Raw genomic sequence first — 12817 nt, forward strand, 5'->3', positions numbered from 1 at the left:
CCTAGAACCTTATACCGCATCCAATTTAGCTAGTTGTCATTGGGGGGAGCAATGTCCCCTCCTCTTTTGCAGCAGCTAGGAATGCCTTGCGGGCCTCCTCAGGTCCATCTCGTCGAAAAATTACGGCCATGCAAACGCGCACCGCGAGGTCCCACCAAGGACCACGCTTGGTCCACTTCATCAGCTCCTCGCCGGCTGCCTCGGCGTTGTTGACATTGCGGATGATCCCGGGACGCTCGGTCTTGACGGGGACCGGAGGGTTGAACCAGTGGAGAGCCATGCGGTCACTCTTTGTCGACCTTATCAAGTTCCTCCAGCAAATACCTTTGCTCAGCCCGCAGTTCCCGTTCTACAGGCAGATATAGCAGGTTGCGAAGGTAATTACGGATTACCTCTGACTATTGAAATGCGCAGGACGGCGCGCTTCCGTTGCGATGCCACAGCGGCTGAAGTTGGCTGACAGCTACTCGCGACCGTCAAAAGCCACGCAGAGGCCCAAGGCAGTTGCTGCCTCGACGATCGCGTCGGTTAGTTCTTCGTCGGAGGGCACCAAATAAGGCGCAGTCTCCCGAGCTTCGCGTAGTGCCGCTTTGATCGAGACGGTGTCGCCACGGTCCGTCGCGGATGGTGCGAAGGCCGAGTTCGGCGCAGCCGCGGTAGGCGCCCAGGGCATGCAAATTATGCGAGGTCGCACGAATAAGATCGAGGCGAACCCCGTCCTTGCGCCGGTGCGAGGAGCACTCAAAGCCTGCCATGAAAAACTGGCGAAGCGCGAAGCTTGCGGAACCGGAGCCTCCAGAACCGGAGCCTCCACCTGGTGCTCGTCCCTGCGCCCCACTTCGCTCATTCGAAGTCTCCTTTCAGCAGTCGGCTTCGAACTCGGCCGCCTTGTTAGGACCGGGAACCGCGTTGGCGAAATACCGCATCCAATCGGGCGCGCGCCATCTTCGTTGCTCAGTCCAGCTCGTCCTTGCGTGGCCGGGTAATGCCGAACCGATTGGTCGAGCCTTGTTCCTGTGGTGGACTGTCCGGAGCTGGGGGCGAATGAGGAACAAGGGGGGCCGTGCCAAGTTCGGGGCGATGTACCACCGCCGATCGACTCGAGCGGCTGCTCAGCAACAAGAGAGGCACGGGATCACATGACCGTTCAGATTCGACTTTCCGAGATCGACCACGCCAGGCGCGAGGATCGTGGCGACGGCGCTTGGAGCATCGCACCGGACTTAGGCTATTTGCGGCTAGCAATCGTCAATGTCGTGTTCTTCGGCGCACCGGGCAGCGGAGATCGGAACTGGGTGCTGATCGATACCGGGTTGCCGACGTCCCGCAGCAGCATTCTTGCGGTCGCGGAAAGGCGGTTTGGCACGAACGCACGGCCGGCCGCGATCATCCTGACCCACGGCCATTTCGACCATGTGGGAACGGTTCTAGACCTCGCAAATAAATGGGACGTGCCTGTCTTCGCGCATCCACTCGAGCACTCCTATTTGGACGGAACCGCATCCTATCCGCCACCCGATCCCTGGGTCGGGGGTGGACTGATGGCGCTGCTGTCGCCGCTTTTTCCACGCGGGCCAATTGATCTTGGCAACCGTTTGGAACTCTTACCTGCCGACGGATCGATCCCCGGAATGCCCGGATGGCGATGGTTACACACACCCGGGCACGCACCTGGGCATATCTCGCTCTGGCGCGAGAAGGACCGTTCGCTGATCGTAGGGGACGCTTTCATCACCACCGGTCAGGAGTCAGTCTATGAGGTCGCCGTTCAGGATCTTGAGATGCACGGTCCGCCGCGCTACTTCACGCCGGACTGGGATGCGGCGGAAAGATCCGTGAAGCACCTGGCTGCCCTGAACCCGCAGATGGTCATCAGTGGACACGGTGCGGCTGCTGCGGGAGTGGGCATGCGTCACGCTCTTGACAGCCTGGCTGAGCGGTTCAGGGTGTTCGCCGTCCCGCCGAAATTGAAATTTGTGCGCGAGCCGGCGGCAGTCCAAGGTAGCTGAGGCTAACCGAGCCGCCGTCGTTCTGAAGTATGGTCAAGTTGGGCAGACTCTATTTCTCGAGCCGGTAGAGTTACCCGTCGGGTCGTGCCCCCTACCGTCGCCGACAAACTCTGACAAGCGGAACAAACCCGGAAGGCGCCGGGTTAGGGCGTTCGATCGGCGCAGGCGACAGCGGCCAAGCGCCCCGAAGTTCTGCGTCAGGAGAAGACGTCAGATGGAAAAGAGTACCCGAGGACGCGCCCTCTCCGCCGGCGAGCCGACCGGCAAGAAGTCGTTCGAGCCCACACGCGTCGGCATCCGCCGAGACTTGGCTTCGATTCGCTCAACCGTGGAGGAGACCAAATGGCAAATCTGGGAAGATTGGCGATCGCCATGCTTGGCGTTCTGGCATACCAAAATCGCGACAAGCTCTGTGAATTGATTCCGGGAGCGGGGTATCTTAACCCAAACGACCCGCAACGCAGAATTCTGGCTCAGATAACGAATGGCGTGTCGAGGGCTGACCTTGGTGAGATCCTCGACCGGTTCAGGGAGGTGGGGGCAGGATCGAAGGTCGACTCGTGGGTTGGCAGCGGGCCAAACCAACCGATCGAGCCAAGGGACGTCGAAGCGGCAATGGACGAAGGTACACTCACGTCCATTTTGATGCACACGGGTCTTTCGCGCGACGAGCTAATCAGAAGGATTGCGCGGGATCTACCCGAGACAGTCAACGAGATGACGCCGAATGGTGAATGGCCGCCTGAGCCGACACAAGGCTTGGATAAGTCGACCCTGCTCGACAATGTATCGTAGGGGACGCAGCCAGGAATGCAGCCGGCCAAGGCGAGATCCAGTACTCTACACCGGGGAATCCAATTGCTCGGACGCACCCAGTTGGACAGCCCGCCAGCCGCAAGTTACCGGCCTTGGGAAGGCTCGTCGGTCGTGTCCCATCAGGTGGTGTAGCTCGGCGGTTACGAAGCCGCTCGCGAGCGCGCCGTCAGTAGCGAGTGGGGCGGCCGAGGTCGCGGGGCAGCGGTGGTCCAAGCATCGGGGGCTTGGGCTTGATCCCGGAATAGTCCTTAGACAGCCTTTCAATTGCCTCCGTGGTTGGCTTCCGCTCAGTGTTGTAAAGCTCGTCAGCCTGCTCTTTGATGCGCAGCGCCGGTCCCTGCAGCGCCATCATGGTGACGCCTAGAACGGTGCCGGAAGCAACAGCTGCAATGGCGACAATAATGCTGCGCTTGAAGCGCACAGCGCGGCGAGGCGAGGCCCGCAGCTGCAGCTGTTCTGGATCGAGTTTCGGTGTAGCATCGGAGCGGGGAGTATCCGTCATGGACCGCATCCCGTTCATCGAGATCTCCAGCCCCACACGATCTGAGAAGGCGGCCGGGAGATGGGGCAGAAGTCGGGTGCTCCGCGTTAAGTGAAGCATGCGGCAACGGAGGCACGCCTTGCGAAGCTCGCCGGTCACTGTCGTGTCATGTTCCCGTAGACCTCCGGAGTGCGCCACCGTCCGCCCATCACTTGGTTTGTCTTGGCGGGGCGGTTGCGGCAAGCGCGTCGGCCGACAAAGCGTCTGTTGAACTGCTACGCCCAGAATACATCGCCATCGCAGCGGCAGCGCAGGGCGGCAAGCGGCACCGCGACAAGGAAGCGGTCTGCCCACCATCAGGTTTCCTCCAAGCCCAGCTCCAGGGCTCGGCCGGACTTTGTCTCCCCACCTACCTTGCTATTGTGCAATGCGGCAGCGATATTGCTGCGTATGCGTTGCGCGGATCGAGGTCCATTCGGGCATCACAACCGGAGGCGGCGCGATTGCGAAAAAAATCCGATACGTCGCAAGTATCGCCGCGTTGTAAGCGCGATATGCGTCACATACTCCCAAACGTAGCGGGTCGAACCATCTGCAGACGCTGGCCGAGTTCGGTACCAAACCCGGCGCGTTGGGGGCCACGTTTTATCTTCCCGATGAACTGCCCAAAGGCGCTCCGCTCGTCGTCATGCTGCATGGCTGCACCCAGACTGCGGCAGCGTACAACCGTCACTCCGGATGGTCGCGACTTTCGGACGAAACCGGGTTCGCCCTGCTCTTTCACGAGCAGCAACGCGGCAACAATCCAAACCTCTGTTTCAAATGGTTCCAGCCTGACGACGCCAAGCGCGGTTCGGGCGAGGCGCTTTCGATCCGCCAGATGATCAAGACGATGGTCGTCACCCACGGTCTCGACCACGGGCTTTTCGGCTGGAGGCGCAATGGCAGCGGCCATGCTGGCGACATATCCGGAAGTATTTGGAAGGCTGTGCGATATTGCCGGCCTGCCCTACGGCAGCGCAACGACAATCCCGGACGCGTTCGATAGAATGCGTGGACATGGCGGCCCGTCGGAACAGGATCTGCAACGAACTCCGCGGCGCGTCGCATCATCGAGGACCGTGGCCGAAGATCTCAATTTGCCACGGCACCGCCGACCAGACGGTTTCGCCTTCCAACGCCGAAGCGCTCGCGAGCCACTGGCGGGAGGTCCATCGGGCAAAAGCGCTAACGCATCTTTAGGCTGCCGGCCAGCACGCAAAGCAAGTTTGGCGTGATGGCGCGGGAGAAGTCTTGATCGAGGTCAACATGATCGCTGGGATGGGCCACGGTACACCGCTCGGCAACGGCCTCGGCGCTCCGGGACCCTTTATGCTTGATGTCGGCATCTCTTCCACTCAGGAGATCGCGCGGTTCTGGGGCATCTTGGTAACGGAGAAGGGTGTCTCCACGACATCGAGGCCAGAGTTGCCTGCTCGCCAGCACGTGCCATCCCGTTTGGAGATACCAGCTATGGAAAAGGCGAAGACGGCGTCCTCGGAGTCAACCGCCACCCTCCAGTCCCCGCGTACTAACGCATCGGGCCAGCCGGGCGTGAAGAACCTCATCGAGCACGCCCTTCGGACAGCGGGCCTTATGCGCTAACCCAAGCGAGCGCACCGCCCCCACACGTCGTCCCTGCTTCCCCGCCAATAATAATGCGGCCCTTCGACCGGGAAATTTGGACCGCGTGATGGAAGCCGTCTCGAAGACCTCCGGGCCTATTTGCAAGCACACTGTTCAAGGCCGCGATATGAACGCAACTGCCAGTGCAGTATGTTCGACGGCAATTTTTCAGCTTGCTGCCGCCGATCGTTTGAAGATGATGGTCACCTTCGTCCCTTTGCTAGCGCTAGAGTCGACTGCGAACTGCGCCTTGGCGTTCTCGGTCAGCGAGCGCGCGATCAGCGCTCCGAGCTTGCCTGGCTTGGGCCACGTCTCGCCTTCCGGCAGGCCGATTCCGTCGTCCGCCACTATAACCCGGCAGCCGTCGCCATTGACGATGCTGTGCAGCGTTATCGTGCCGCCGTCGCGTCCCCGGAACGCATGCTTTAGTGAATTGGTCAGCAATTCGTTCACGACCAGTCCCGCCGGCATGGCGACGTTTATTGACACGGGATATGTATCGACCTTCATATCCAGGCGGATCCCCTCGACTGCATGCGAACTCATCACCGCGGACGCGATCTGGCTGAGATAGACGCCAAGATCGACCTCCTCCTTCGGCTCGTCGGCCGTTAGCGTCTGGTAGAGGATCGCCAGAGCGTCGACGCGACCGGCGAGCCGCTCAAACCGTCTCCGGTCGGCCTCGGTTGCGTTGCGGCTTTCCAGCCGGATCAGTGCAGTGATCATCTGCAGGTTGTTCTTTACCCGGTGCTGCAGTTCGCGTAGCAGCGTGTCTTTCTCGCTGACACGCTCCTCCACCGAGCGCTCATCTCCCGCCTCGCCATGGGCCGATACGTCGACCAGCGCCACCAGCCGGAAGCACATCTTGCCGTTGTCGTCCTCGATCACGTTGGAATAAACGTCGACGATCGCCGGCTTGTCCTCGTTGCGCTCCAGCCTGTAGGTGCCGACTAAATCGGTTCCCTCGACCACGGCCTCGGCAAGCGGCCGGTCCTTCTGCTCGTGGAGGCCTTTGCCCAAAAGGGCTGCCCAGTTTTCCCGGGTGAGCCTGGCGGCCATCAGGCCTGAGAGCTTCTCGAATTCGGGATTGGCGTAGACCACACGCTCCTCAGCGGCAAGGTCGGAAACGGCTATGGCGATCGGCACCTGGTCAAGGAATTTTTTGAACTGTTCGCTTTCCAGTGCGGTTGCAAGCTCAGGTGTATCCAGCAACTGCTCGACCGCCGCGGGCTTCTCTGAATCAGATGTCATTTGCGCGCCTGTTCCGTGCGTACAATATCAACAATCCAGCGCCCCCGCCATCGCCAAAGCTGGACACTGCATTTTCATGCGCCGCGTATAGGCCTCGAGGAACAAGTCGCCAGTCAGCTGGACTTCATGCGGGCCGAGAACGATAGCGTGAATGCGCTCACGCAGATGACCACCGGCCAACTGAACCAGCTACCTGAGCATCACGATAGCTTATCTATCTTGGCCCGGCCCTGCCCGGCCTTTACAGACGTGCGCTGACGCGATGGTCGAGCCATATCGACTCGCCTACATCGTATGTTCACGACAGCGGAAATCGCCTGTGGGCAATGCAACCAGGCAGATCATCGAAGATTGCCCGGGACATCACGTCGCCGAGGGAAACCGGGCATCGTATTCGCATGCTGATGCGCGAGGTCAACCATCGCGTCAAATCAGTATTCGATCATCATTTCGATCCGCGAGACCAACAAGCGGGCCGAAAGCCCGGCCGCATTGGAAGCGCATTGTGTCACACATTTATGCCACTCCTTGTCAGGCTGACTTGGCCGCTGGCAGTGCCGAAGATATTTGGGCCGGCTGCAGTGTCGACCGTCTCCGCTTCGGCTATGAAGGAACTTGCAAGCCGTCCCTCGCAATTGCGGTCCACCTCAGCGGAATCGGGCTTACTTGTTCCGTCGGCGCTGCTTCGCTCCAGCTATAAAGAAGTATCGGTGCCTGCCGGAATCCTAGCCGGCGATGGTGACCGCCTGCTCGATGCGAAGGGGCAGGCCCACCGCCTTCATGCTGATGTGCCAGGTTCGCTGATTCATATCGTGCAGAATTCCGGTCACATGGTGCACCACAGCGCGTCCCAAGCCGTCCTTGCCATGATCCATACAGTGGTCGCCACGGCGGGAGCGAACGATGAAGCATTGCGGCGCACCCATGACTAGCCCCCCGCAACGCTACCGGTGCGACTCGCGGCTTGCTGCAATCGATGCGTGCCTTGCCGAGCTGCGCGGCAAACAATTTAGACCTGAGCCAAACATCCTTGTTGCGGTGTGGCTTCAAATGCGTACCGAACGTGGAGCCGCTTGCATGTAACCAAATTGCCGGCTCGGCGTTTCCTTCGACGCCGTTGCAACGGTCCCGCCCACCAACGCAAGCTTACAGAACACGAATTAGCGAGGCGATAGCTTCTTCCACAAGTATAGACTGGAAATTCATGGGTCGTAATTTTCTGGTGATTGAACCTGAGGAAGGCATTGCCGTGCTCAAGGGGCTTGCCTCCTCGGCGCGTATCTCGATGCTGAAACTGCTGCATGAGAAGGGGCCGATGAATGTCAACGAAATCGCCGCCGTGCTGTCGCTGCCGCAGTCGACCGTCTCGACCAACATCCAGGTGCTGGAGGATGCGGGGCTGATCCGCACCGAGCACCTGAAAGCGAAGAAGGGCAGTCAGAAAATCTGTTATCCGACGGCCGAAGAAGTGCTCGTCGTGTTCAAGGGCGAATATCGTGCGGTCAAGAACGACGCGATCGAAGTGTCGATGCCGATCGGGCTTTACACCGGCTTCGAGGTTACCGCGCCCTGCGGCCTTTGTTCGCCGGACGGCATCATCGGCTTGCTCGATGTACCGAACACTTTCCTCGATCCGGATCGTATGAAAGCCGGGCTGTTGTGGTTCACCCGCGGTTTTGTCGAATACCAGTTTCCCAATAATGCCAAGCTCGCCAATGCCGAGATCACCGAGCTCGAAGTGGCGATAGAGCTGTCTTCGGAAGTGCCGGGCACCAGCGCCGATTGGCCCTCGGACATCACGCTGACGATCAATGGCGTCGATGTCGGCACCTGGACGTCGCCGGGGGATTTCGGTGACAAACGCGGCGTCTTCACGCCGTCCTGGTGGAAACTCAAGGGTTCGCAATACGGCAAGCTCAAGAACTGGCGAATTGCCAATGACGGCACCTATGTCGACGGCCTCAGGATTTCCGAAACCGGCCTCGCCGCACTCGATCTGAAGAGCCATCATTCAATCCGCGTCCGTATCGGCGTCAAGGACGACGCCAAGCGCCCTGGCGGGATCAACATTTTCGGCAAGGGCTTTGGAAATTACGATCAGGACATCCTGCTCAGGATCAAAACCGGTTGATATCATCGATCCCGGTTTGAAAAATAGTGAACCCAATTTCAGCTGCTTCCTTTCATCTAGCCAACTCGCATCCAATGGTCAGACTTGCGGCTATCTTGTCACCGGCGCTGAGAAACCGATTGGCACGACTGGTCTCACCGAGGAGTTCGAAGAGAGAATTTAAATGTATTATCTGACGACCAGCTTACCTTGATCCATTTTATACTCTCAACCTGCCTCGTCGCAGGCTTCGCCGACTGCCTACGTCATCCGCCTGGGACATCTAGCCCATCCGTTATCGCTTGACGACCATTGATCCGAAACGGCGACTGGCAGCACCATTGTGATGAGCGAGCTTAATCTGTGCCTTTCTTGGGTTTTGTCGGCGTCCGTCGGCAATGCGACCTGGACGAGGTGGGTAGCCCAGCGGCTACGATTGGATCACGTTCTCTAGGCTACTCTGGAAAGTATGTGCCGATCCAAGTCGCACTTGGCCAAGCCATATCGCCAGCGGTGGTTCGTCGTCTCGCGTCTGCTCTGGTAGAACAAAGTCAATTGCCGGCCTTCGATCATTACGGTCGAATGGCCATTCTCGCCGGGCTCACCAGGGTCGAGAACGGGGCCAACGGAAACGTAGGGACCCTTGACGTCATCGGCGATGGCGAAGAAGACGCGCTGCCGGCTGCCGCGCGGACCTTCGGGGAGGAAGCAGGTGGCGTTAAGAAGCACACGACCGTCCGGGAGCTCGACGAGCTGCGCGCCTTCGATCCCCCATTCGTAATCCGGGTGTTCGCGCGCATTGTGATGCGGCACGTCGAGATGATCGAGTATTTTGCCGAGACGTTTCCATGGCCCGAACCAGGAATCGGATTGGCTGCGCGCCAGATAGACATCAGGCTGGGGCACCCTGGTGAATTTTGGCATGCCTGAATAGACGATATAGCGCTTGCCTCCGATGATTGCGGGGTGGGGATCGTAGATGCCGTCCTCATCGGTGTCGGGCAGCGACAATATCGCCGGATTGAGCACGACCCAATGAAAGCCGTCATTGGAGACCGCGTGCTCGCAACGTCCGCCGGACTTCATGAATTCGGTCTGGATAAACATGTGGAAGACGCCGCACTCATGAATGACGCCGGGCGCCGCAATGCCCGATCCGGTTACCGGCAAAACGATCGCCTCGTGCTCTGTCCAGGGTCCATAAAGATCCGGCGCTGTGGCGTGGAGGATTTTCCAGCTCTCGGTTGTGACGGTGCCGCTGGAGCCGAAGACGTGCCAGAGCGTGCCATCGAACACCGGACAAGGGTCCTTCAGATCATCCACCGCCTGCGGGTGAAACAGTGGAAAGACGTTGGTTTCAAAGTCGATCTTCATTCGCAAGCATTCCCGCGATTGTTTCGCGGACCCCTTTCATTTGGACCGTCTGCGTGACTCAGCCGAATCGATTCGCAGCCCTCATTTATAACTCCGCCCATGAACGGTTGTTGAACGATTGAACGATTTCAACCGTTCTGTGGCAATGCGCCACATTTTGGGTGAGGTCACGCACGGCGCGGGGCTTCAGCTTCTGGAGCGGCCATCATGTCAGCCGGATGCAGGGTCGTTCGGCTTGACCTTCTCTGTTGAGCCATGGCCGGAATGGAGCGGACCGCTGGCCTCGCCCGAGACAGTTTGGAACTATGGAACAACTTACTGGGATGAAAGTTATATAGATGGCTGCGAATTTCATTCGAAGCTGCCTCGATTAACGTATGTTAGCCGAGGCAATTTCTAATTGTAACGAAGGATTTCTATATGGAAATGGCGGTGGGCACCTCCCTAAAACCAAACACCACCGTACAGTCGTCAATTTTACTTTGCTTTTCCCACCTCCGATGGAATTTTGTATTCCAAAGACCGCAACAGATTCTGACGCTCGCCTCAAAACAGCAGCAGCTAATTTATTTCGAGGAGCCGATCTTCGACGAAAGGCGCCACGCTTCGACGCGGGTGAACGATGTTTCACCTACGATCAAAATTGTGACGCCGCTGATCCCAGTTGGTACTTCCGCGACCAGGGCGAACGCGATCCAGCGCAGGTTCGTCGATCAGATCCTCGCCTCCACGCCGCATGACCGATTGACGACCTGGTATTACACGCCCATGGCGCTACGCTTCAGCGATCATCTCGCCTGTGACGTCTGCGTCTACGACTGCATGGATGAACTCTCCGCGTTCAAAGACGCTCCCGCAGAGTTGACGCAGTTGGAAAAGGCGCTGTTGCAACGTGCCGATGTCGTCTTCACGGGCGGGCAGAGCCTTTACGAGGCCAAGCGAAGCCTGCATCGTTCGATCTTTGCTTTTCCAAGCAGCATCGACGTTGCACATTTCCATCAGGCGAGAGAGCCGGGTGAGGACCCACTCGACCAGGCCAACATACCTCACCCGAGAGTGGGGTATTTCGGGGTCATTGACGAGCGGCTCGACGTCGAATTGGTAGCGGAGACGGCTGCAGCAATGCCGGACGTGCAATTCGTCATGCTCGGCCCTGTGGTCAAGATCGATCCGGCGAGGCTGCCCACGGCAAGCAACCTGCATTGGCTGGGCGGCAAGTCCTATGCCGACCTGCCACGCTACCTCCGGCATTGGAGTGCCGGCTGGATGCCTTTCAAGCTCAACGAGGCGACACGCTACATCAGTCCGACAAAGACTCCTGAATTCCTGGCGGCAGGACTGCCGGTGGTTTCGACAGCGATCGTCGACGTCGTGCGCACCTACGGCGCCGAAGGCCTTGTCGACATTGTCGACGCTGAGGATGTCGAAGCCAAGCTTCGATCCATCCTGGCGCGTCCTCGCGATTTCCTGGTGGAGAAAGCCGACGCCTACCTCGCCGATATGTCCTGGGAGAAGACCTGGAATGCGATGGCGGCCCACATCCAGCGCGCCCACGCGATGAAGAGCGTCGTGCCGTTGCTGAGGGGAGCGTGAGCATGTTCGACTGGCTGATCGTCGGCGCCGGCTTCGCCGGCAGCGTGCTGGCGGAACGCATCGCATCGCAGCGACAAGAAAGCGTCCTGATCGTCGACAGACGAAATCACATCGGCGGCAATGCGTATGACTGTTATGACGAGGCAGGGATCCTGATCCACCGCTATGGGCCGCACATATTCCACACCAACGCCCAATCGATCGTCGACTACCTGTCGCAGTTCACCGAATGGCGGTCTTACGAACACCGCGTGCTGTCGCTGGTCGACGGAAAGCTGCTGCCGATACCGATCAACCTAGATACCATAAATCGCCTTTACGGCCTTAAGCTGACATCCGAGCAGCTGCAGGAGTTCTTCGCTTCCCGGCGAGAGACGGTGGAAGAAGTCCGCACAGCCGAAGACGTCGTCGTGAGCACCGTGGGCAGGGAGCTCTACGAGAAATTCTTCCGCGGCTACACGAGGAAGCAGTGGGGTGTTGACCCTTCCCAGCTGAGCAAGTCGGTGACGGCGCGAGTCCCAACCCGGACCGATCGGGATGATCGCTACTTTGGCGACACTTTCCAGAAAATGCCGGCAGGCGGGTATACGCGCATGTTCCAGCGCATGCTGGATAATCCCAAGATCAAGATCATGCTGCAGACCGACTACCGCGAAATTCGCGACAAGATCCCCTTCCAGCGGATGATCTATACCGGTCCGATCGACGAGTATTTCGACTGGAAGCTTGGTCGCTTGCCCTACCGTTCGCTGCGCTTTGAGCACACGACGCTTGATTGCGAGGAGTTTCAGCCGGTCGCCGTCGTCAACTATCCGCAGACGGAAAACTACACCCGCATCACCGAGTACAAGCATCTGACCGGACAGAAGAGTCCGAAGACCAGCCTGACCTACGAATACCCCTCGGACATCGGAGATCCCTATTACCCGGTGCCGCGGCCCGAAAACGAGGCGTTGTACAAGAGCTACGAAGCGTTGGCAGCGGCGTGCCCACAGGTCTGGTTCGTCGGACGTCTGGCGACATATCGCTATTACAATATGGATCAGGTCGTCGGGCAGGCTTTGGCGACGTTCGCGCGCCTTCAAAACAGCATGCCGGTAAACGGCATCGGGCAGATGCCGAGGCAGCGCGAGGCGGCGGAGTGAACGATGCGCCGGGATTAAGCTGCATTCGCGGTGACCATTAACATTTGAGATGGCGCAAAGATCAGCCGAAGCTAATATGCCGTTGGAGGGGTCGTGCGTACGAGACGTTTCACAAAGCCGATAGTCGTTCAACCGGCCGGATCGATCGCGACAGGGTTGTTGTCTCGGTAACGGACGCGGCCGAGGTTCTGCTGAAGGATTGGCCGGAGCCGGCTTGCAAGCGTCGAGACTCGCAACAATCGAGGCGTGCCTTGCCGTCATGCGCGGTGAAAAGTCGCCAAGAGTCGCACGCGAGGCGATCATCGCTGCGGCCAAGGACCCCAGGATCTTTCTCGGTGGACAGATTTAGGCTTACCGCGTTGCCGATGCAGTT

General features: G+C 59.2%; 13 protein-coding genes. 9 read left to right on the forward strand and 4 right to left on the reverse strand.

The annotated features are described in order from the left end of the window. Positions 1-25: 25 nt before the first annotated feature. Positions 26-280: a DUF982 domain-containing protein gene (locus NKI22_RS20945; protein WP_352958807.1), complete on the reverse strand. Its 255-nt coding sequence runs from the start codon at positions 278-280 to the stop codon at positions 26-28. Between the two features lie 859 nt (positions 281-1139). On the opposite strand from NKI22_RS20945, the gene NKI22_RS20950 reads away from it, so the two are divergent. Both NKI22_RS20950 and NKI22_RS20955 read left to right on the forward strand, forming a co-directional pair. Further along, positions 1140-2009, forward strand: a complete 870-nt coding sequence (locus NKI22_RS20950; RefSeq protein WP_352846253.1) for an MBL fold metallo-hydrolase — start codon at positions 1140-1142, stop codon at positions 2007-2009. A 342-nt stretch (positions 2010-2351) separates the two neighbouring features. Next, positions 2352-2804, forward strand: coding sequence for a YidB family protein (locus NKI22_RS20955; RefSeq protein ID WP_023722560.1), 453 nt, complete (start codon positions 2352-2354; stop codon positions 2802-2804). A gap of 187 nt (positions 2805-2991) precedes the next feature. Here the strand turns inward: NKI22_RS20955 and NKI22_RS20960 are convergent, their stop codons facing one another. Continuing rightward, entirely contained in the window at positions 2992-3345 is a 354-nt protein-coding gene (locus NKI22_RS20960) for a hypothetical protein (protein ID WP_245278762.1), read from the reverse strand. 649 nt (positions 3346-3994) lie between these two features. On the opposite strand from NKI22_RS20960, the gene NKI22_RS31520 reads away from it, so the two are divergent. Continuing rightward, positions 3995-4354, forward strand: a complete 360-nt coding sequence (locus tag NKI22_RS31520) for a PHB depolymerase family esterase (protein ID WP_502896865.1) — start codon at positions 3995-3997, stop codon at positions 4352-4354. 245 nt (positions 4355-4599) lie between these two features. Next, positions 4600-4950 carry a hypothetical protein gene (locus NKI22_RS20970; protein WP_023722557.1) on the forward strand — a complete coding sequence of 117 codons (351 nt, stop codon included), beginning with the start codon at positions 4600-4602 and terminating at the stop codon, positions 4948-4950. Positions 4951-5139: 189 nt separating this feature from the next. On the opposite strand, the gene NKI22_RS20975 is transcribed toward NKI22_RS20970, so the two are convergent. Beyond that, on the reverse strand, positions 5140-6222 hold the full coding sequence (locus NKI22_RS20975) for a sensor histidine kinase (RefSeq protein ID WP_352484681.1): 1083 nt from the start codon (positions 6220-6222) through the stop codon (positions 5140-5142). Positions 6223-6620: 398 nt separating this feature from the next. On the opposite strand from NKI22_RS20975, the gene NKI22_RS20980 reads away from it, so the two are divergent. Then, positions 6621-7154 carry an alpha/beta fold hydrolase gene (locus NKI22_RS20980; RefSeq protein WP_023723255.1) on the forward strand — a complete coding sequence of 178 codons (534 nt, stop codon included), beginning with the start codon at positions 6621-6623 and terminating at the stop codon, positions 7152-7154. Positions 7155-7426: 272 nt separating this feature from the next. Continuing rightward, a complete protein-coding gene (locus NKI22_RS20985; protein ID WP_352589216.1) occupies positions 7427-8353 on the forward strand; it encodes an ArsR/SmtB family transcription factor in 927 nt (308 codons plus the stop codon). A gap of 429 nt (positions 8354-8782) precedes the next feature. Here NKI22_RS20985 and NKI22_RS20990 read toward each other — a convergent pair whose 3' ends face one another. Continuing rightward, positions 8783-9706 (reverse strand): glycoside hydrolase family protein, encoded by a 924-nt coding sequence (locus NKI22_RS20990; protein ID WP_352716365.1) that lies wholly within the window; start codon positions 9704-9706, stop codon positions 8783-8785. A gap of 420 nt (positions 9707-10126) precedes the next feature. Here NKI22_RS20990 and NKI22_RS20995 point away from each other — a divergent pair, with 420 nt between their 5' ends. From NKI22_RS20995 to NKI22_RS21005, 3 genes are all read left to right on the forward strand, one after another. Further along, positions 10127-11299, forward strand: coding sequence for a glycosyltransferase family protein (locus NKI22_RS20995; protein ID WP_352958810.1), 1173 nt, complete (start codon positions 10127-10129; stop codon positions 11297-11299). A gap of 2 nt (positions 11300-11301) precedes the next feature. Then, positions 11302-12444 (forward strand): UDP-galactopyranose mutase, encoded by a 1143-nt coding sequence (glf, locus tag NKI22_RS21000; protein ID WP_023717096.1) that lies wholly within the window; start codon positions 11302-11304, stop codon positions 12442-12444. Between the two features lie 259 nt (positions 12445-12703). Beyond that, positions 12704-12793 carry a hypothetical protein gene (locus tag NKI22_RS21005; RefSeq protein ID WP_352494395.1) on the forward strand — a complete coding sequence of 30 codons (90 nt, stop codon included), beginning with the start codon at positions 12704-12706 and terminating at the stop codon, positions 12791-12793. The last annotated feature ends 24 nt before the right edge of the window (positions 12794-12817 follow it).

This window comes from Mesorhizobium sp. M0778 (genome assembly GCF_040320105.1).
In the GTDB taxonomy this organism is placed as follows: Bacteria; Pseudomonadota; Alphaproteobacteria; order Rhizobiales; family Rhizobiaceae; genus Mesorhizobium.